The organism is Arthrobacter sedimenti, from assembly GCF_042652025.1.
In the GTDB taxonomy this organism is placed as follows: Bacteria; Actinomycetota; Actinomycetes; order Actinomycetales; family Micrococcaceae; genus Arthrobacter; species Arthrobacter sedimenti.
Genome location: NZ_JBHSDQ010000004.1, coordinates 70,965 through 89,748 on the forward strand (window position 1 = coordinate 70,965; position 18,784 = coordinate 89,748).

Here is an 18,784-nt window from a genome sequence, read left to right on the forward strand (position 1 = left end):
GTCACGCTGGGTGCGCCGGGCGCGGAGCGAAGCTGCGTTGACGCCTTAACTAACGACGGCGGGCCGGCCCCTTTTGGGAGCCGGCCCGCCGAACGCGGTGGTGCTTTAGAGGGTGGCGGTATCGATCACGAACCGGTACCGGACGTCCGAGGCAAGGACGCGCTCGTAGGCTTCGTTGATCTTCTCTGCCGGGATGACCTCGATCTCGGCGCCCAGGTGGTGCTCGGCGCAGAAGTTGAGCATCTCCTGGGTCTCGCGGATGCCGCCGATCATGGAGCCGGCGAAGGAGCGGCGGCCGCCGATCAGCGCGAAGGCGTTGACAGGGAGCGGTTCGGCGGGGGCACCGACGTTGACCAGGGCGCCGTCGAGCTTAAGCAGGCCCAGGTAGGCGCTGATGTCGATCGAGGCGCTGACCGTGTTGATGATCAGGTCGAAGGAGCCGGCGAGATCGGAGAAGGTGTTCTCGTCGCTGGTCGCGTAGTAGTGGTCGGCGCCCAGCTTCAGGCCGTCCTCCTGCTTCTTCAGCGACTGTGACAGGACAGTCACCTCGGCGCCCATGGCGTGCGCCTGCTTGACGGCCATGTGGCCCAGGCCGCCGAGGCCGACGACGGCGACGTTCTTGCCGGGGCCGGCACCCCAGTGCCGCAGCGGGGAGTAGGTGGTGATGCCGGCGCACAGCAGCGGTGCGGCGACGTCGAGCTCGATGCCCTCGGGGATGTTCACCACGAAGTCCTCGGTGACCACCACGTGCGTGGAGTAACCGCCCTGGGTGATAGTGCCATCACGGTCAACAGCGCCGTAGGTTCCGACGTTGCCCTTGAGACAGTACTGCTCCTCGCCCTTCTGGCAGTTGACGCACTCCTTGCAGGAGTTGACCATGCAGCCAACACCAACGCGGTCGCCTACTTTGTGCTTGGTCACCTCGGAGCCAACCTCGGTGACGATGCCGGCGATTTCGTGGCCGGGAACCAGGGGGTACTGCTGGGGGCCCCAGTCGCCGCGGACCGTGTGGATGTCCGAGTGGCAGATGCCGGCGAACTTGATGTCGATCAGGACATCGTGGGGGCCCACTTCGCGGCGTTCGATGGTGGTAGCCACCAGGTCCTCCGTGGCGGACGGGGATGCATAAGCCTTGACGGTAGTCATGGTTCTCCTGTGATCTGTTGGGGGACTTCTAAATGCTACCGGGGTTGTTCGGAGCAAACCCCGGAAATGGGTGGGCCAGGGTGGCCCTGTTGTGCCTGGTCTTCTGAGTCCTACCTTTGGCGATGTTCCTGGGCGGAACCTGGTTATGGGCGGAGGAGCACCTTGATGGCCCGCCGTTCGTCCATGGCCTTGTAGGCGTCGGGGGCCTGGTCGAGCGGGAGTTCGAGGTCGAACACCTTTCCGGGATTGATGTCGCCGGCCAGGATGAGGTTGATCAGCTCGGGCAGGTACTCCCGGACCGGAGCGGGACCGCCGTGCAGGTGCACGAGCGAGGAGAACAGCTCGCGGCCGGGCAGCGCCACGTCATGCGATACGCCCACGAAACCGACGTGGCCGCCGGCGCGGGTGGCCTGGATGGCCTGCATCATTGATTCCTGCGTGCCCACAGCTTCGATTACGGAGTGCGCCCCGAGCCCTTCGGTGAGCTCCTTGATCTTCTGCACCCCCGCATCGCCGCGCTCTTCCACCACGTCAGTGGCCCCGAACTCCCGGGCAAGCGCCTGCCGGTCAGCGTGCCGGGACATGGCAATGATCCGCTCGGCGCCCATCTGCTTTGCCGCCAGGATTCCCAAAAGCCCTACGGCGCCGTCGCCCACTACCGCCACTGTCTTGCCGGGCCCCACCTCGGCCGCCTTGGCAGCGAACCATCCTGTACCCAGGACATCGGAGGCGGCCAGCAGCGACGGAACCTTGCCGGCGTCGGGCATCTCCGGGGTGGCGACCAGGGTGCCGTCTGCCAGCGGGACGCGCAGGTACTCGGCCTGGGCGCCGCCCACGCCCTCCCGGTGCACGCAGCCGGTCTGGTAGCCGGAGCGGCAGATCCCGCAGGTGTTGTCCGAGGCAAAGAAGGACCCCACAACGAATTGGCCCGGCTGCATGTTCTTCACGTCCGCGCCCACATCATCGACGATTCCCACGTACTCGTGGCCCATGGCCCTGGGCTCGTGGAGGACGTCGGCGCCGCGGTAGGGCCACAGGTCCGACCCGCAGACGCAGGCCGCAACAACCTTGATGACGGCATCAGTGGGCTGCTGGATGGCGGGCTTGTCCCGGTCCTCGACCCGGACGTCGCCGGGGGCGTGCATGATGGTTGCGCGCATGCTGGGTCCTCCAAAGAGTGAAAGGCTGAAAGCGGACAATCCCATCAAACCCGGCCCGTGAACCGTTAGCGAGGGTCCTGCTGAAACTGGTTCTGGCAGTACCTCCTTAGCGTTGCGCCGGTCGTCGTAACGTTTTCCTTATGGATAACCGAGCCGAGGTCCGGCAGTTTCTGTCCTCCCGCCGTGGGCGCATCACCCCGGAGCAGGCAGGCATCGAACCGTACGGTGGCCGGCGGCGGGTGCCGGGGCTGCGGCGCGAGGAGGTGGCGCGGCTGGCCGGTGTCAGCGTGGACTACTACACGCGCCTGGAACGGGGAAACCTCAGCGGTGTTTCGGACAGCGTCCTGGATGCCATTGCCGGCGCCCTGGAACTGGACCGCGCCGAGCACGACCACCTCTACGACCTGGCCCGCGCGGCCAACACATCGGGCCGCAAGCGGGCGGCGAGCGGGGGTGCTGCGTCCCCGTCAAAGGTTCGGCCGGAGCTGCAGTACCTCCTGGACGCCATCACGGACGCGCCGGCCTTCATCGGCAACAACCGGCTGGACATCGTGGCCGCCAACACCCTGGGCTACGCCCTCTACTCGGACATGTACCGCAATCCGTCCCGGCCGGCCAACCACTCCCGGTTCATCTTCCTGGATCCGCGCGCCCACAATTTCTACACGGACTGGGACCGGGCGGCTAACACCAACGTGGCCATCCTCCGCCGCGAGGCCGGCCGCAACCCGCATGACAAGGGCATCGCCGAACTGATTGGGGAGCTGTCCATGCGCAGCGACGAGTTCCGCACCCTGTGGGCCGCCCACAACGTCCGCCGCCACTACGCCGGGACCAAGTTCTTCCAGCACCCTGTGGTGGGCCTTCTTGAGCTGAACTACCAGGTCCTGGGGCTGGAAGAGGACCCCGGACATACCCTTACCGTCTATCCCGCGACCCCGGGCAGCCCGTCCGCTGAGGCCCTGAAGCTCCTGGCGTCGTGGGCGGTCACTGAAAATATCGTCGAAACGGCGCAGGCGCAGGTGGGCAGCTAGGAGCTCGGCGGCCCCGCAGCCCTTGGGCTGGCACTACGCGTCGGCGCCGGGCTCATAGCCAATGAGCCAGTGGAGCCCGTAGCGGTCGATGACCTGGCCATCAGAGGCGCCCCAAGGCTTGGCCGCAAGAGGGTCAACCACCCGGCCGCCAAGGCTGAGTTTGTTGAACCAGTCGTGGAGAATTGCAGGCTCGGCAGTACCGAGCAAGGAGAGCATTAGGCCTTCAAACCGGACGCTCGTCCCGCCCGGAGGCGTGTCCGACCCCGCCAAGGCAACAACGCCGCTGAGTTCGCCGTGCGCTATCGCATCCGGGGCACCATCCGCCCGGCCGAACTCCGCATTTGTGTGGAGGGTAAGCTCACCACCGAAAACGGACGCATAGAATCCGAGTGCCTCACGCGCCGTTCCTGGAAAGCTGACGTAGATCTGGGGTGCGGTCATTCCGCCAGCCTACAGACATGAGGCTTCGGCGTGACCCACTGCTGCACAGGCGCGAAGGCTAGGAAAGGTTCGACGGCGGATCGAGCGGCTTAGCGTCCGCCGGCCGCCATCCTGCCAGCTCGCCGAAGCGGTCAACAGCCTGCTGGGCAGCGCGATACAGCGCGGGATCCGACCACGACGCCACCGCCCAAGTTGCCACCGCAGCCAGGGCCTCCGCCAGCAGCCTTGCAGAGTCTCCTGGTGATGCCTGCGCCAGGATCGCCGCCCGGTCCGCCTCCAAGGTGTCCGCCATGGATTTGCTGCTGACCCGCTGCCAGACGTCTGGGATGGCGTCCACGTCCAGTAGCCGCTCCCGCAGGGGCCACTTGTCGATGAATCGGGCCACCCAGGTTTGGTGGCGCTTCCCGTAATCCTTCCTGCGCTGCCGGCTCTTCCAGTGGGGATAGAAGCTGAGCACCAGCGTGCACGGAACGAGGATTGCCAGCACCGTCATTGCCCAGGCCGCTTGCCCGGTGTCGCCGTCCCCGACTGCATCCCCGTACACCCCAAACAGGGCTCCGCCCATGATGCACAGCAGGATCCAGGTGACGCCCAATATGTCGCTTCGTCGCTTCTCCGCCTTTGTGCCGAACATGGCAGGGGCCGGTTCCGCGGCAACAAATGCCTCTTCTTCGGTGAGCCCGACATTCAGGAGCTTTTGGGTGCCAGGGCCCGGCATGCCGGATTTGTCCGGAACGTCGACGTAGACCGGCGGCAGGCCCGTCAGGTCCTGCCCAGCTTGGTTGGCCACCTTACCCATGTTCCCCCCATAACCATCGTGCTTTCCCGTCCGTCCCGTCGGGACCCGCTTTCAGAGTCTACGATTAGGCGGGCTCCACGCGGGTAGTCCCTAGACTGACAGATGGACGTTTAGCAGGACGATACGAAGGAGCGAGTGAATGGCCAATGTAGTTGTTGTAGGTGTGGATGCCAGCCCGTCAGCACGGAAGGCTGCGGAAGTAGCCCTTGGCCTGGCCGAATCGCTGGGAGCGTCACTGCACGTGGTGACAGGTTTTGAAATTGAAAACGCGGAGACCTTTGGCGTGGGATCGGACAAGGTCCGGATCTCCAACGCCGACAGCTCGGAGATGGTGGCCAAGTCCCTGGCCGCATCGCATCCGGGGGTGGAAATCACGCACTTCGCCTCCCGCGGCAAGCCGGCCGATTCCCTCATCAAGGAGGCCATCCGCCTGGACGCGCGCCTGATCGTAGTGGGCAACCGGAGGATGCGCGGCATTGGCCGGCTCCTGGGCAGCGTGGCCAACAGCGTGGCGCACAACGCCCCGTGCGATGTTTACATCGCGAACACCTACGAGGACTGACCTACCGCGCAGCAAAGGTGGGCGGACGACGGCGGGACCTCCCGCCGTCGTCCGCCCACTTTCATCTGCAGAGGGGTCAGGCGCCGTATTCCTCGTCGGTAACGTGGTGGAGCCACGTGACCACCTGCCCATCCGCATCGGCCTCCTGCATGGCGACGTGTGCCATGAACCGCTCCGGGGTGGCCCCGTGCCAGTGCTCCTCGCCCGGCTCGATGTAGACCACATCGCCGGGACGGATCTCCTGGACTTCGCCGCCGCGCCGGGCCACGAGCCCAACCCCGTCGGTCACGTAGAGGGTCTGGCCCTTGGGATGGTGGTGCCAGGCGGTGCGGGCACCGGGGGCGAACCGCACATGCGCACAGCCGATGGCCGACTGCTCGTCAGGGTTCCGGATGCCGTCGATCTGAACGGTTCCGGTGAACCATTCCGCCGGTCCGGCGCCGGTCTGGCCGCCGCTTTTGGTGTACTTCATGTTCTCCTCCTGTTAGTCGGGGTTGCTGGACAGTGTGTTGGATGTTCCGGCAGTTCGGTCTGTAACGCGGGACGTCAGGAACGCCAGGACGGACGCCGCCGCAAGGATCCCTGCGCTGGCGAGGAAGGTGCCGCGGTAGCCGGCGGAATCGAACAGGACTCCGCCCAGAGTTGAACCGAGGGCGATCGAGGTCTGGATGACGGCCACCATCAATCCGCCACCGGCCTCGGCGTTGTGCGGCATGGCCTTGGCGATCCAGCTCCACCACCCCACCGGCGCGGAGGTGGACATCAGGCCCCAAAGTCCCAGGAGAACCACGACGGCGGCGAGCCAGTCACCGGTAGGAACGAGGGCGGCGGCGATGATCGCCATGAGCACCGGGATGGCAACCAGCGTCCGGTACAGCCGCTTCCCCAAAAAACGGCCGATTAGCAGGGTGCCCGCAAATCCCGCGGCACCAATCACCAGGAGAACCAGGGATACCGTGGCCGCATCCACGCGGGTCACCGTCTCCAGAAACGGGCGGACGTAGGTGAACAGGACGAACTGCCCCATGAAGAAGGACCCGCAGGCGGCCATCCCCCAGGCGACGGGTTTGCACTTGAGCTCCCGGAAAACCGCGAAGATGCCCCCGGTTCCCGCAGGACGTGTCCTGCCCGGCATGGATGGAAGGCTGATCCACTGCCAGGCGAGTGCCAGCAGCGCCACGGGGACCAGGCAAAAGAACGCTCCACGCCAGCCGATGACCGACCCAAGGTAGCTGCCCAGGGGCGCGGCCAGGACGGTGGCCAAGGCGTTGCCGCCATTGAAGATCGCGAGGGCACGCGGCACCTCGTGGGGCGGGACCAACCGCATGGCGGTCGCTGCGGACATGGACCAGAATCCGCCAATCACTACCCCGATGAGGGCCCGGCCGATCATGAACAGCAGGTACCCCGGAGCCAACGCAACCATTGCACCGGAGACCGCCATGACCCCGGTCAGCCCCAGCAGCAGGGTCTTGCGGTCCAGGCTGCCAGCCAGTGTGGACACCGACAGGCTGGTCAGCACGGCAATCAGGCCGGAGATGGCGATGCCCTGGCCCACCATCCCTTCCGAGACCTGCAGCTCAGCGGCCATCGGCGTCAGCAGGCTGACGGGCATGAACTCGGAGGCGATCAGGGCGAACACGCACAGCGACATCGCATAAACGCCGCCCCAGTGGGCCGGGTGCTGCCCGGCCGGATCTTGGGGCGCACGCGTCCTGGTGACAGTTGTTTCGGGGGCCATGCCTCCATGAAACAGGGAGTACGGAACCCTAGCGAGGGCCCTGCTGAAACCGGTTTTGGCAGAACCCCTTTATGGCACCGCGGCCGGCGAAACCTCCGGGCGTGATGTGGTGCCTGTTTCCGGCGGCTGCGGCTTGTAGACCCACGCCACCAGCACCACGGAGATGATCATCAGCAGGAACCAGGCCACCAGTTTCTCCAGGCCCACGGGATGCCAGCCGTCCAGCTGGCTGGGGTACTGCCAGGCTCCGGACCACGTGGCGATGTTCTCCGCGAGCCAGATGAACAGCGCCACCAGCAGGAACGAGACCACCAGCGGCATGCGGAATTCCCGGCGGAATACACGGAAGTGCATCACGCACCGGCCAAAGACCACCACGACGGCGGCAAGCAGCACCCAGCGCAGGTCCCAAATGTAGTGGTGGGTGAAGAAGTTGGCGTAAATCGCTGCGGCGAGGATTGCGGTGATCCAGCGGCGGGGGTAGGCCGCGAATTTCAGGTCGAAGAGCCGGTAGACGCGCACCATGTAGGAGCCAACAGCGGCGTACATGAACCCGCTGAAGAGCGGCACGGCACCAATGCGCAGGACGCCTTCGGCCTCGTAGGACCAGGAACCCATGTCCGTTTTGAACAGCTCCATGACGGTCCCCACCAGGTGGAACAGGACGATGACCCGCAGTTCGCGAAGGGTTTCCAGCCTGAAAACCACCATCAGGACCTGGATTACGACGGCGGCGACGGTCAGGAAGTCGTTGCGCGCCAGCCCAGCATCATCCTGGTACCAGAGCCTGGCGGTCATCAGCACGGCCAGGAGGGTGGCGCCGAAAATGCAGGCCCACCCTTGCTTGAGGCCAAAGACCACGAACTCGGTGAGCTTCGCCTTGGCACCGCCCGCGGGGGCGGTAGCCAGGAAGCGGCGGGCGCGTTCGTCGATCCGCTGCTCCACTGGAGTTGAATTACGCACTAATCCCCTGACGTTGGCTTGCCGGGCGGTTTCCCCGCAGGTCCCGGTCGAGCTTATTGAGGCAGTAATCCCGGTAGGAGTGCCGGAGCCGTGCCGGCAGTTTGGGATAGGCAAAGGCCAGGACACGCATGGTCCGGTGAAAGCGCCGCTCATGCCGGCCGCTCCACTGGAGGCCGAAGTCCTGCCGCAAGGGGGCCGGAAGGAAGCCGGCCGTCAGGAACCTGGCCGTGGGCATGATGGCGTGGTACCACCACGGGACGTTGGCCGGGTGCAGCAGGTCCTTGGCAACACTCAATGCGCCGTCCCCTGCGGACAGGCACGTGAGCTGTTCCTGCCAGTAGCGGGCGAACGCCGCGCGGTCTTTTGGCCACATGTCCGGCGGCAGCTGCAAGGCGGTGCCGAGCCTGGCGTAGTGCTGGTACACGGCGTCGGCGGTGTCGCCGTCGAGCGGTCCATAAATCTTTTCGATGACGGTCCTGGCGGTGTCGTACAGCGTGGCCGCCACCCATAACTGCAGTTTGGGGTCGAAGGCGCTGTAACCGGCGGAAGATCCATCCCCAGCCCGGCGGACCGGCGCATGGGCCCGGTTGACCCGGCGGCGGACCTCATTGGCCTGCTCTTCATTGCCGTACACAGTCCCGTAGACGTAGGTCAGCGTGCTGTTGAGCCTGTCCAGCGGGCGTTGGGCGAAGGTGCTGTTCTCCGCGACCCCCCGCCCTACCGACGGGTTGGCAAGCTGCAGCAGGATGGCGCGGCCGGCCCCGGCGAGCAGGATGACTTCCGCTCCATAGTCAACCGCTCCGCCCGCCATGTGAAAAGGGTACCGGAGCGGTATGACACCGGATGGGCCCTTCGGCCCGTTGTCGTGGCTGGCCAGTGCGGGTATCCGGTTCACTTGGCAACAGGCCGCAGCGAGGTGATCATCCTCCTGATGTCTGCGTACTCAGCGGTTTCCCTGTACTTTTTCGCCAGTTCGGGATAGGGCAACGACGGGTCGCCGGGGGTTGCGTTGTTGGCCGGATCGTAAAACGCGCCGAACATGGCACTGTTCGGCGGCCAGTGGAAGAAATGCAGGATGGGGCAGGCGTCAGGGCCGCTGGGCATGGGGCCGGAGGTGATGCCGTATCCTGCCGCCTGGACGCCCGGAGGCACCGGCGTGCCGGCATTCCCGCGGGTCTCGAAGGCGAACTGCGGCACCACACCGTCCTGTGCCAGGGCAGGCAGGTCCGCCGTGTCCAGGACTTCGTAGGGGTACTTCTGCGTGCAGGACGATCCGATGGCCATGTTGGTGCGCAGCGTCGCCATCACCTTGCCGGCCTGGTTGCGAACCTCCGCGTAAGCCCCGCCGCCTTCGGCCAATTCCCCCGCCGGATCCTTGACGCTCCAGGCGGCCGGCAGGTCGAACGCCATGGCGCCATCCGCCGTCGTAAACGTTGTCCATTTTTCCTCGGCGTTGCCGGGCACCGTCGGAGCTTGCGTGGAGGGAACGTTCGACGGCGTTGGCGCGGCAGGTGCGCCCGTCGCCGCCGTGGAGGTACTGGCAGGGCCGGAAGCTGAAGGGGCCGGCTGCGGGGTTCCCTGCTGCGGCGCACACCCGGCGAGGGCAAAGGTGACCAGGACAAGGGCTGCCGGAAACCTGCGCACCACACCCTCCTTGGGCCTGACGTTGACCCCTTAAGTGTGGCGCTGTATGCCCGGGCGGGGGGAGGGCCAGAGGACCTGCCCCTCCCCCCGCCCGGCGCGTGCGCTAGCGCTCCAGCAGGGACACGTCCCGGACGGCGCCCTTGTCCGCGGAGGTGGCCATCGCGGCGTACGCGCGCAGCGCGGCGGACACCTGCCGGTCCCGGTCCTTGGGCTTGTAGCCGCCGTTGATCAGCAACTTTTCGCGGCGCTCCGCCAGGAGTTCATCCGAGACCTCCAGCTGCAGCGAGCGTTCGCTGATGTTGATGCTGATGATGTCGCCGTCCTCCACCAGTGCGATGGCGCCGCCGGAGGCAGCCTCGGGAGAGATGTGTCCGATGGACAGGCCGGAGGTGCCGCCGGAGAAGCGGCCGTCCGTGATGAGGGCGCACTTCTTGCCCAGGCCGCGGCCCTTGAGGAACGACGTCGGGTACAGCATTTCCTGCATGCCCGGACCACCCTTGGGGCCTTCGTAGCGGATCACCACCACGTCGCCTTCCTTGATGGACTTGTTCAGGATCTTCTCCACGGCCTCGTCCTGGGACTCGCACACCACTGCCGGTCCGGAGAACGTCCAGATGGACTCGTCCACGCCGGCGGTCTTCACCACGGCGCCGTCGACAGCCACGTTGCCGCGGAGCACGGCCAGGCCGCCGTCCTTGGAGTACGCGTGCTCCACGGAGCGGATGCAGCCACCCTCGGCGTCGGTGTCCAGGGAGGTCCATTCGTTCGACTGCGAGAACGCGGTGGAGGAGCGGACGCCGCCGGGGGCAGCGTGCCACAGGGCCTGTGCTTCCTCGGTGGCCTTGCCGCCGCGGATGTCCCAGTCGTCCAGCCAGCCGTCCAGGTCGTTGGAGTGCACGGAGTGGACGTCCTTGTGCAGGAGGCCGCCGCGGTTCAGCTCGCCCAGCAGGGCGGGGATGCCGCCGGCACGGTGCACATCCTCCATGTAGTAGGTCTTGTCCTTGGCCACGTTGGGTGCCACCTTGGCCAGGCAGGGCACTTGGCGGGACTTGGCGTCCATCTCGGCCAGGCCGTAGTCCACACCGGCCTCCTGGGCCGCGGCCAGCAGGTGCAGGATGGTGTTGGTGGACCCGCCCATGGAGATGTCCAGCGCCATGGCGTTATCGAACGCCTTGGCGGTGGCGATGGAGCGGGGCAGCACCGAGTCGTCGCCGCCCTCGTAATAGCGCTTGACGAGCTCGACGACGGTGGCGCCGGCTTTCTCGTACAGCGCCTTGCGGGCGGTGTGGGTGGCCAGCACGGAGCCGTTGCCCGGCAGGGACAGGCCGATGGCCTCGGTCAGGCAGTTCATCGAGTTGGCGGTGAACATGCCGGAGCAGGAACCGCAGGTGGGGCAGGCGTTCTCTTCGATGAGGTTGATGTCGGCGTCGGAGATGGACTCGTCCACGGCGTCGGCGATCGCGTTCACCAGGTCCAGGGAGCGGACGGAACCGTCGGTGAGGGTGACGCGGCCGGCTTCCATGGGGCCGCCGGAGACGAAGACCACGGGGATGTTCAGGCGCAGCGCGGCCATCAGCATGCCGGGGGTGATCTTGTCGCAGTTCGAAATGCACACCAGGGCGTCGGCGCAGTGGGCGTTGACCATGTACTCCACGGAGTCGGCGATCAGGTCGCGGGACGGCAGCGAGTAGAGCATGCCGGAGTGGCCCATGGCGATGCCGTCGTCCACGGCGATGGTGTTGAACTCGCGCGGCACGGCGCCGGCGGCGAGGATCGCGTCCGAGACGATCCGGCCCACCGGAGCGAGGTGGGTGTGGCCGGGAACGAATTCGGTGAAGCTGTTGGCCACGGCGATGATCGGCTTGCCGATATCCGAGTTGGCGACGCCGGAGGCGCGTAAAAGTGCGCGGGCTCCGGCCATGTTGCGGCCGTGGGTGACTGTTTTTGAGCGAAGTGCGGGCATGCTTACCATCCTCTTGCTTGGGCGACGCGGACGGAAGACAGCGCTGCTACTAGTAGTGGGAGTACCAGAGTAATAGTATTTACCGGTGAGTGATCCCGGGCGGCGCAAAGAACTTGGCCTCTTCCTGAGGGCCCGCCGGGACCAGGCGCTGCGGGCGGACTACGGCCTGCCGCCAATTGGCCGCAGCCGCGAGCGGGGGTTGCGCCGCGAAGAGGTGGCCTTCCTGTCCGGCGTCAGTGTCACCTGGTACACCTGGCTGGAGCAGGGCAGGGATATCAGCCCGTCCCGCCAGGTGCTGGAAGCAGTCAGCCGTGCCCTGCACCTTTCAAGTACCGGCCTCGGCTACGTCCTGTCCCTTGGCGGCTACGCTTCCGCCGCCCCAGCCAGCCCCGCCGCCGATACCGCCCCGCCCCACATCCAACGGCTGATGGATGCTCTGGATCCCAATCCGTCCTTTGCCTTGTTCCCGGATTGGCGCGTGGCGGGCTGGAACAGGGCGTATGCGGCCCTCTACCCCAACATCGATACTGTGGCGCCAGCGGACCGGAACCTGCTGTGGCTGGTGTTCACCGACCCCTACGTCCGGAACCTGCTGCCGGACTGGGAGACCACCAGCAAGCGGTTCCTGGCCGAGTTCCGGGCCGAAACAGGGCAGCGGCTGGGCGACCCTGACATCCAGTACCAGGTGGACCGGCTCAAGGAAGCAAGCCCGGATTTCCGGCAGGGCTGGGACCTCTACGACATCCTGGGCTTCGAGTCCCGCGAGCGCCTCTTCCACCACCCCGCCGTCGGAGTGCTGCAGCTTGAGCACCACCAGGTGTCCCCGTCCGACCGGCCGGACCTGCACATCGTGGTCTACACGCCGGCGCCCGGAAGCGACGCCGCGGCGCAGATGCAGTCGCTGCTGGCGGCAACCAGTCAGCCGGCGTCGGCGCCCAAGTAAGCCAGCGCCGCTGTGGCCTGCGCCTGGGTGGCGATGCGAAGGGTGGGATCCACCGCCGGCAGGAAGAACGGCGAGTGGTTGGCCGGAATGTCCGTGTCCACCCTGCCCGCTTCCACAGCCCGGCGGTAGATGTCCGGCGGCACGGACCCCACGATCCAGTACACGTAGGGGATACCGAAGGCGTCGGGGATCCGGCTGAAATCCTCGGAGGCCGTCTGCGGTGCGGTGCGGTAGACGGCATCCGCGCCGAAGGTCCTGGTGAACGCCTCCGTGACCCGGGCGTTGGCTTCCGGATTGTTGCTGGTCAGCGGGTACTGGTCGTAGTACTCGAACTCCGGTTCCTGTGGCGAGCCGGCCGCCGCACACTCGCCGCGGACAATCCGCTCGATGGCGGCAATCATGCCGGCCCGCACCTCCAGGCTGTAGGTGCGGAGGTTGAGCAGCAGTTCGGCGCGGTCCGGGATGATGTTGGCCGTGGCCCCGGCATTCACCGAGCCGACGGTCAGGACGGCGAACTCCCCCGGTGTGGTTTCCCGGGACACCACTGTCTGCAGGCGCAGGACGATAGAGGCTGCCAGCACCACGGGGTCAACCGACTTATGCGGCATGGACCCGTGGGCACCGCGGCCGTGGACGGTGATCCGGATGGAATCACCCGCCGACAGCACCGGCCCCGGCGTGGTGCCGATGGTTCCCGCCTGGGTGGGCATGACGTGCTGGGCCAGCGCAATGTCCGGCCGCGGGATTCCGGCGGCCAAGCCGTCGTCGAGCATTGCCTGCGAGCCCGCCGCCGTCTCCTCCGCCGGCTGGAGCAGGGCAATGTAGGTGCCCTGCCAGGCTTCCCGGTGCTCGGCCAGGTACTTTGCCGCACCAAGCAGGGCCACCACATGCATGTCGTGGCCGCAGGCGTGCATCACCCCCGGGTTGGCGGAGGCATAGGTTGCGCCGGTGGCCTCGGTGACGGGGAGGGCGTCCATGTCCGCCCGGGCCAGGACGCAGGAACCGGCGCCGTTGGCAAGAACGCCAACGACGCCGGTGCGGCCAAAGTGCCGGACGTCAAAGCCCCAGCGGGCAAGCAAGTCCGCTGCCGCGGCGGATGTTGCGTGCTCGGCGAGGCCAAGTTCCGGGTTCCGGTGGATCTGCTCGTAGAGCGGGACCTGCCAGGCAAGTTCCTGCTCCATATCGCTGTCCTTGACGTCCATGCGAGAACTCCTCCCGGCCGGCGGCGCCAGCCCCTTCGGCCACTCTAGGCCAGCACCCCCTGCCGCACCACGGCCGGCTCAAACTGTGCACCTGCGCCCGGGAATACCGGCACCTCAATCCGCGCGTGGGTGTGGACCTCGTTCACCGTGGCCTTGGTGTGCAGGGCGATCTGTTCCATTGTGGTGACCCACATGCCGTCCATGGCCTTCACCCGCTCAATCAGCTGCTCCAGCGCCACCGCTTTGGACGGCCGGCCGGAAATGAACGGATGGTTGGTGAGGACGAAGCAGCTGCCCTGGGAGTGGTGTGCCTCGGCCTCAAGCGTCCACATCTCCAAAACCTTGGCCGGGCTCTCGATCACGCCGCTGCCGGTGACTCCCGGGTAGAAGGCGTACTGCTCCCAGTCGTCCAGGGTCCAGTCCACGGGAATCTCCACGATGTCGCGGGGATCGTCGGCGGCGACTGCGAACCGGTAGGGCGCATCGCCGTCGAGCAGGCTGGAATCGTAGAGGAAGCCACGGTCCGCCAGCAGGCCCGGAGAGTGCCAGTTCAACTCCCACCACGGGGCGCGGTAGCCCACTGGCCGGATGCCGGCCACCTTGGCCAGCGCCTCCAGGCCGCGGTCGATGTAGCTGGCCTCGGTGGCGGCGTCGATGCCCTGCATGGGTTCGTGCAGGTAGCCGTGGTGCGCCACTTCGTGGCCGCCGTCCACGATCCGCCGCACCACGTCCGGGTAGGACTCGGCGGTGAAGCCGGGGATGAAGAAAGTGGCTTTGATGTCCTGTCGCTCGAGGATTTTCAGCAGCCGCGGCACCGCGATCTTGGGGCCGTAGGACTGGTGCGTCATCAGCGACATGCGCCGGGTGCTGGTGGGGTCGTGGGCGATGGTGCAGGACTCCGCGTCCACATCGAACGTGAAGGACGCGGCGGCCTTGGCGCCGTTGGGCCAGATGATGGGGTGCAGGGGATCCGCGATGGCGGGCTGTTTCACGGGAAAATCCTTTCTGGCGGGCGCAGGGCGCCCGCCAGGGTGTGCGAAGAGAAGGAATTAGAGGGCGGGAAGGGCGGGCGTGCTGTCCGCCGTCGGGCTCTTTACTTCAGCTGTGGTGCGCGGTTCCAGGGCGAGGTAGCGGATGTGCTGCCGCGGGCCCAGGATGGCGTACACCCCGGCGCTCGTCAGGCCGCCGGCCAGCCAGGACAGGTCCCAGCCGCCCAACGCGACAGCGATGGGGCCCTGCATGACGGGGATCAGGCCGTACATGAACAGCCACGTCGCGAAGATCCCGGCCACGAGGGAGATGACCCCCGCCCAGTTGACGACGGGCAGCCGCTTGGTGCCAACGCCGTCGAACAGCCGCTCCGTGCCGCCGGGCCAGCGCTTCTCCAGCCAGAAGTAGTGCACCAGCATGATCCCGCCCCAGGCTGCCACCCAGGCGACCAGGCCGATCAGCCAGGCGTCGAGCACCGCGGCGAAGTCCTCCTGGAAGATGAAGAACACGACGGCGGCGAGCGAGAAGACGCCGACGAACAGGTTGAGCTTGCGGCGGCTGATGGAGATGTCCAGAGCCTGCGTGGCCACCGAGAAGGTGTAGATGTTCAGGATGTTGGTGGCGATGGGCCCATGGAGCACCATCAGCAGCACCGGCAGCGCCATGGCGCCGAAGTTCAGGACAATCAGCTTGCCGGGATCGATCTCGCCGCTGTTGGTGGCCAGGCTGGCGCCCAGGACGCCGAGCCACACCACGGGGATGAACTGGCCCAGGACTGAGGCCAGGTAGACCTTCTTCTTGGGGACGCTGGTGCTGACGAACCGGGAGTAGTCCGCGGCGTAGGTGAACCAGGTGATGCCCCAGCCGATTCCGATGGCGGTCATGACGGCGCTCATGGCGGCGATGCGCTCGGAGCCTTCCAGGATGGCGCCGGCCGGTCCGGCGTAGCCCCAGTTGATGTCCATTCCGAACCAGGCCACGGCGGACATGACGGCGAGGATAAGGATGGTGGGCGGCACGGTCCACTTTTCAAAGGCGGCGATGGCCTTGTAGCCGAACCAGGCGATGGCCACCTGGAGGGCCATGATGAAGGTGGCGACGCCGATCTTCCAGCCGTAGTTGGGCGCTTCCGGGTCAACCCAGCCCAGGGTTCCGAAGAGTGCCATGACCAGGTCCAGGATGATCCAGGTGTTCACCGCGCACCAGCCGATGACCAGCAGGGCCTGGATTGCGGCCGGCAGGTAGTTGCCGCGCCGTCCGAATGCTGCCCGGGCCAGGACCATGCCGGTGGCTCCGGTCCGCTGGCCCAAAAGGACGAAGCAGCCAAAGAGCAGCATGCCGATCAGGTTGCCCAGCACCAGGACGGTGATGGTGTCCGCGAGCCCGAGCTCCAGCTGGATACCGAGTGCCCCCAGCACCCAGTTGATGGGAGCCAGGTTGGCGCCCGCCCAGATCCAGAACTGGCCGGATACCTTGCGTGTGCGTGCGGATTCGGGAATGGGCTGCAGCCAGGCTTCGTGGTCCACGGCGTTGTGGTCCTCGGTTGCCTGGGCAGGTTGGCCGTGCGTGGCTGTTGAAAGCTTTTCTTGCATGGGGGCCTCCGTGAGGTGGATAAGTACCAAAAGGCTATGTGGCCCCCATCACAAGGAACAAGATACGATCTGTCTAGCAGAATCTCCTACTACGTTACGGAACGTCGTGTCAGTGTTTCTTGGCGAAATACTCGCCCATCCCGCCCTCGCCGCCGCCGACCCCGTGGTCCACCCCTTGGGCGTGGTGGCCGACGCGCAGCCCGTCCGCTGGGTGCACTCGAGCGAAGTACTGGACATCGCTCCCCTGCTCCGCGGCGGCGAGCTGCTGCTCTGCGGCGGCATCACGCTGGCCACGGCCACGCCCGCCAGGCGTGAAGATTACGTGCGCGAGCTGGCACAGCGCGGCATTGCGGCCCTGGCCATCGAGACCGGCGGGGCGCTGCCGGAGATTCCGGCCGACATGCTTCACAAGGCAGAGGAGTTCGGCCTGCCCGTGGTGGAGCTGCGCAAGGTGGTGCCCTTCGTCGGCGTCATGCAGGCCATCAACTCCATGCTGGTCAGCGAGTCCGTGGGTCACCTGCAGCAGGCCGATGCCGCCACCCGCGCCATGGCCGCGGAGCTGGCCCACGGCGCCTCGCTGGACAAGATCCTGGCTGTGCTGGCGGGAATCACCGGTTCCGCCGTGAAGCTCACATCCCCGTGGGGCGTCACCATGGGAAGCGCAGTGCCGGAGGGGTGGAACGGCGAGGTCACTGCCGGAGGCGGGGCCCGGGCGGTGGAGGAAGGAGCAGCGGACGACGCCGGCTCCGGGCCGGGCGGGCATGGCGACTTCAGCGGGGCTGCTGCTGGAAGAGTGATCAGCGTGGACATCCCCGTACGCGGCGTCCTGATGGGCCGGCTGGAGGTATTGGTCCCGCCAACGGCTGATACGGCGCTGGCGCAGGTGGCCGGGGAACGCGCCGTCGACATCCTGGGCCTGGCGCTGCTGCAGCATACGCCTCCCGGGCTGCATGCCCTCGCAGGTGCGGAACTGATGCGGGCAGTGCTTAATTCAGCTCCGGAGTGGCGCCTCGAGCAGCTGGCTCCCGGGGCCGGGTTTCCCACGGATTCCCCGGCTGTGGTGGCGGCCATCCATGCCGCGGCACCGCAGGAGCTGCGGGGCGCCGTCGAAAACTTCCTGAGCTCACGGCGGATCCCCTGCGCCGCGTACCTGGACGACGCCGAGCTGGTGGTGATGATCGGCCTGCCCTGCACCGAGCCCCCGGGTGAGCGGCGGCAGCTTCTGGAATCCCTGCGGGGACTGGAGGGCGACCATGATGCCGTGATCGCGGTGGCCCCCCCGTAGCCCGTGTTGCGGAAGCGGCCTGGTCACTGGCGGAGGCGCGCCGGGCCTTGGACGTGCGGCAGATCCGGCGCCGCAATGCCTCGCCGCGCCGGCGGTCTACGGCCCGCGCCCTGGTGGTGGTTGACGCCCAGGATACCGCCGTGGAAAGCCTCGCCCTCACGTGCCTCGATACCTCCGCGCGTGAGGCGTTCGTCAACCGGCAGCTGCGGGCCGTGCTGGAGCATGATGCCCAGCGGCAATCCCAGCTTCTGGAGACTCTGCAGGTGTGGCTGGACTCCGGGTGCAATACGGCCCAGTCCGCCCGCGAACTGCACCTGGAACGGCAGTCGATGCACCACAGGCTGCAGCGGATTTTCGAGCTGTGCGGCGGTGATCCGCGCGGCACGGGCCGGCTGGCGGCACTGCACCTGGCGGCCAGGATGGCCGGGCTGCCGTGATGATCGAGTCCGCGACGGGCCGTCATCCCCTGTTTCACCAAAAGGGAGACGGGAGCGTGTTACCCGTCAGCACCAACGATGGCGCCGCCCAGCCACTTCTTGACCTGGTCGGGCGCAGCCGTTGTGACCGTCCAGTTCCTGCCGACGTTCACAGCCGTCTGATCCTGGGGCGTCCTCATCGCCAACTGGGCGTCCTGGGAGGCATCGTTCGGATACAGGGCCATTCCGATCTCCCCGCAGTACCCTGATGTGGATGCGTACTTCGCATGGTTGGCCAATTGGAGTTCCGGGCACTGAAAGCCTGCTCCTTCCAAGGCCACCCTCAAGTCCTCAAGGGTTTCAAACGTTCCGCCGTCAGTAGGTGGCGCTGACTCCGGCGGGCTTCCCCATGGTCCGCTGCAACCAGCCAAGGCCACGGACACGGCCATCCCGGTCGCGACGACTGCGCTGCGCATACTTTTCACAAGTCCCCCTGCTGTGATCGGCGTCTTTCAAACTACCAGCCGTTTTGGGGAAGCTGCGGCGGGTGCGCTGCAATGCCTGCCTGCGCTTAGGCTTCTGCGGGTGAACGGCGGGTCAGGTGGGCCCCTGTAGAGTTGCCTGATGCTTGAGATCCGCCCGAACTGCGAGTGTTGCGACCGCGACATTTCTCCATCCGACGAGGCGTACATCTGCACGTTCGAGTGCACGTGGTGTCCGGACTGCGTCGGACGCTTTCCGAATGGTTCTTGTCCCAACTGCGGAGGAGACCTTCAGCGACGTCCCACCCGGCCGGCCGCCGCCTTGGTCAACAACCCGGCCAGCACCAACAGGGTTGTAGCCCCGGATTGCCTCAAGAAGTTCGCCGGGAACTAAGCGACTTCCGGGGTCAGGCGAGAAAGC

General features: G+C 66.7%; 18 protein-coding genes and 1 pseudogene. 5 read left to right on the forward strand and 14 right to left on the reverse strand.

From position 1 onward, the window contains the following. Positions 1 to 105: 105 nt before the first annotated feature. Positions 106 to 1,146, reverse strand: coding sequence for an NAD(P)-dependent alcohol dehydrogenase (locus tag ACFO0G_RS10875; protein WP_286399332.1), 1,041 nt, complete (start codon positions 1,144 to 1,146; stop codon positions 106 to 108). A 143-nt stretch (positions 1,147 to 1,289) separates the two neighbouring features. Further along, the gene (locus tag ACFO0G_RS10880; RefSeq protein WP_286399335.1) at positions 1,290 to 2,306 is read right to left on the reverse strand and encodes a zinc-dependent alcohol dehydrogenase family protein; all 1,017 of its coding nucleotides are present in this window, start codon (positions 2,304 to 2,306) and stop codon (positions 1,290 to 1,292) included. A 140-nt stretch (positions 2,307 to 2,446) separates the two neighbouring features. On the opposite strand from ACFO0G_RS10880, the gene ACFO0G_RS10885 reads away from it, so the two are divergent. Further along, positions 2,447 to 3,340: a helix-turn-helix transcriptional regulator gene (locus tag ACFO0G_RS10885; RefSeq protein ID WP_286399338.1), complete on the forward strand. Its 894-nt coding sequence runs from the start codon at positions 2,447 to 2,449 to the stop codon at positions 3,338 to 3,340. A 33-nt stretch (positions 3,341 to 3,373) separates the two neighbouring features. Here ACFO0G_RS10885 and ACFO0G_RS10890 read toward each other — a convergent pair whose 3' ends face one another. Beyond that, complete coding sequence (locus tag ACFO0G_RS10890; protein ID WP_286399341.1) at positions 3,374 to 3,781, reverse strand: VOC family protein; 408 nt, start codon at positions 3,779 to 3,781, stop codon at positions 3,374 to 3,376. Between the two features lie 58 nt (positions 3,782 to 3,839). Continuing rightward, a complete protein-coding gene (locus tag ACFO0G_RS10895; RefSeq protein ID WP_286399345.1) occupies positions 3,840 to 4,571 on the reverse strand; it encodes a hypothetical protein in 732 nt (243 codons plus the stop codon). Positions 4,572 to 4,719: 148 nt separating this feature from the next. Here ACFO0G_RS10895 and ACFO0G_RS10900 point away from each other — a divergent pair, with 148 nt between their 5' ends. Continuing rightward, on the forward strand, positions 4,720 to 5,142 hold the full coding sequence (locus ACFO0G_RS10900) for a universal stress protein (protein ID WP_286399351.1): 423 nt from the start codon (positions 4,720 to 4,722) through the stop codon (positions 5,140 to 5,142). A 76-nt stretch (positions 5,143 to 5,218) separates the two neighbouring features. Here ACFO0G_RS10900 and ACFO0G_RS10905 read toward each other — a convergent pair whose 3' ends face one another. The 6 genes from ACFO0G_RS10905 to ilvD all read right to left on the reverse strand — a co-directional run bounded on the left by ACFO0G_RS10905 (position 5,219) and on the right by ilvD (position 11,453). Then, a complete protein-coding gene (locus ACFO0G_RS10905) occupies positions 5,219 to 5,614 on the reverse strand; it encodes a (R)-mandelonitrile lyase (RefSeq protein ID WP_286399353.1) in 396 nt (131 codons plus the stop codon). Positions 5,615 to 5,626: 12 nt separating this feature from the next. Continuing rightward, positions 5,627 to 6,883, reverse strand: a complete 1,257-nt coding sequence (locus ACFO0G_RS10910; protein ID WP_286399356.1) for an MFS transporter — start codon at positions 6,881 to 6,883, stop codon at positions 5,627 to 5,629. Between the two features lie 69 nt (positions 6,884 to 6,952). Continuing rightward, entirely contained in the window at positions 6,953 to 7,846 is an 894-nt protein-coding gene (locus ACFO0G_RS10915) for a DUF817 domain-containing protein (protein WP_376977582.1), read from the reverse strand. Next, on the reverse strand, positions 7,839 to 8,657 hold the full coding sequence (locus ACFO0G_RS10920; RefSeq protein ID WP_286399361.1) for an oxygenase MpaB family protein: 819 nt from the start codon (positions 8,655 to 8,657) through the stop codon (positions 7,839 to 7,841). Before ACFO0G_RS10920 ends, ACFO0G_RS10915 begins: the two co-directional genes overlap by 8 nt. Before the next feature lie 80 nt (positions 8,658 to 8,737). After that, positions 8,738 to 9,490, reverse strand: coding sequence for a YdgH/BhsA/McbA family protein (locus tag ACFO0G_RS10925; protein ID WP_350310797.1), 753 nt, complete (start codon positions 9,488 to 9,490; stop codon positions 8,738 to 8,740). 103 nt (positions 9,491 to 9,593) lie between these two features. Continuing rightward, the gene (ilvD, locus tag ACFO0G_RS10930) at positions 9,594 to 11,453 is read right to left on the reverse strand and encodes a dihydroxy-acid dehydratase (RefSeq protein ID WP_286399366.1); all 1,860 of its coding nucleotides are present in this window, start codon (positions 11,451 to 11,453) and stop codon (positions 9,594 to 9,596) included. 85 nt (positions 11,454 to 11,538) lie between these two features. Between ilvD and ACFO0G_RS10935 the strand changes: the two genes are divergently transcribed. Beyond that, entirely contained in the window at positions 11,539 to 12,396 is an 858-nt protein-coding gene (locus ACFO0G_RS10935; protein ID WP_286399368.1) for a helix-turn-helix transcriptional regulator, read from the forward strand. Here the strand turns inward: ACFO0G_RS10935 and ACFO0G_RS10940 are convergent. From ACFO0G_RS10940 to ACFO0G_RS10950, 3 genes are read right to left on the reverse strand one after another with little or no spacing between them, the layout of a single operon-like run. After that, the gene (locus ACFO0G_RS10940; protein WP_376977585.1) at positions 12,372 to 13,598 is read right to left on the reverse strand and encodes an amidohydrolase; all 1,227 of its coding nucleotides are present in this window, start codon (positions 13,596 to 13,598) and stop codon (positions 12,372 to 12,374) included. The genes ACFO0G_RS10935 and ACFO0G_RS10940 overlap by 25 nt on opposite strands. 44 nt (positions 13,599 to 13,642) lie before the next feature. Continuing rightward, positions 13,643 to 14,590 carry a polysaccharide deacetylase family protein gene (locus ACFO0G_RS10945; RefSeq protein WP_376977587.1) on the reverse strand — a complete coding sequence of 316 codons (948 nt, stop codon included), beginning with the start codon at positions 14,588 to 14,590 and terminating at the stop codon, positions 13,643 to 13,645. Between the two features lie 57 nt (positions 14,591 to 14,647). Then, positions 14,648 to 16,180, reverse strand: coding sequence for a purine-cytosine permease family protein (locus ACFO0G_RS10950; RefSeq protein ID WP_376977589.1), 1,533 nt, complete (start codon positions 16,178 to 16,180; stop codon positions 14,648 to 14,650). A gap of 106 nt (positions 16,181 to 16,286) precedes the next feature. Here ACFO0G_RS10950 and ACFO0G_RS10955 point away from each other — a divergent pair. Then, positions 16,287 to 17,902: pseudogene (locus ACFO0G_RS10955) on the forward strand (PucR family transcriptional regulator). A gap of 59 nt (positions 17,903 to 17,961) precedes the next feature. On the opposite strand, the gene ACFO0G_RS10960 reads toward ACFO0G_RS10955, so the two are convergent. Next, positions 17,962 to 18,126, reverse strand: a complete 165-nt coding sequence (locus ACFO0G_RS10960) for a hypothetical protein (RefSeq protein ID WP_286399382.1) — start codon at positions 18,124 to 18,126, stop codon at positions 17,962 to 17,964. Between the two features lie 379 nt (positions 18,127 to 18,505). Between ACFO0G_RS10960 and ACFO0G_RS10965 the strand changes: the two genes are divergently transcribed. Continuing rightward, entirely contained in the window at positions 18,506 to 18,757 is a 252-nt protein-coding gene (locus ACFO0G_RS10965; protein ID WP_286399384.1) for a DUF1272 domain-containing protein, read from the forward strand. Positions 18,758 to 18,784: the final 27 nt, after the last annotated feature.

Bases quoted from the DNA above. Each gene is read 5' to 3' on its own strand.
- ACFO0G_RS10950 (WP_376977589.1), bottom strand. From the start codon at position 16,180: ATGCAAGAAAAGCTTTCAACAGCCACGCACGGCCAACCTGCCCAGGCA.
- ACFO0G_RS10960 (WP_286399382.1), bottom strand. From the start codon at position 18,126: ATGGCCCTGTATCCGAACGATGCCTCCCAGGACGCCCAGTTGGCGATG.
- ACFO0G_RS10880 (WP_286399335.1), bottom strand. From the start codon at position 2,306: ATGCGCGCAACCATCATGCACGCCCCCGGCGACGTCCGGGTCGAGGAC.
- ACFO0G_RS10905 (WP_286399353.1), bottom strand. From the start codon at position 5,614: ATGAAGTACACCAAAAGCGGCGGCCAGACCGGCGCCGGACCGGCGGAA.
- ACFO0G_RS10920 (WP_286399361.1), bottom strand. From the start codon at position 8,657: ATGGCGGGCGGAGCGGTTGACTATGGAGCGGAAGTCATCCTGCTCGCC.
- ACFO0G_RS10890 (WP_286399341.1), bottom strand. From the start codon at position 3,781: ATGACCGCACCCCAGATCTACGTCAGCTTTCCAGGAACGGCGCGTGAG.
- ACFO0G_RS10965 (WP_286399384.1), top strand. From the start codon at position 18,506: ATGCTTGAGATCCGCCCGAACTGCGAGTGTTGCGACCGCGACATTTCT.
- ACFO0G_RS10900 (WP_286399351.1), top strand. From the start codon at position 4,720: ATGGCCAATGTAGTTGTTGTAGGTGTGGATGCCAGCCCGTCAGCACGG.
- ACFO0G_RS10885 (WP_286399338.1), top strand. From the start codon at position 2,447: ATGGATAACCGAGCCGAGGTCCGGCAGTTTCTGTCCTCCCGCCGTGGG.
- ACFO0G_RS10910 (WP_286399356.1), bottom strand. From the start codon at position 6,883: ATGGCCCCCGAAACAACTGTCACCAGGACGCGTGCGCCCCAAGATCCG.
- ACFO0G_RS10940 (WP_376977585.1), bottom strand. From the start codon at position 13,598: ATGGACGTCAAGGACAGCGATATGGAGCAGGAACTTGCCTGGCAGGTC.
- ACFO0G_RS10875 (WP_286399332.1), bottom strand. From the start codon at position 1,146: ATGACTACCGTCAAGGCTTATGCATCCCCGTCCGCCACGGAGGACCTG.
- ilvD (WP_286399366.1), bottom strand. From the start codon at position 11,453: ATGCCCGCACTTCGCTCAAAAACAGTCACCCACGGCCGCAACATGGCC.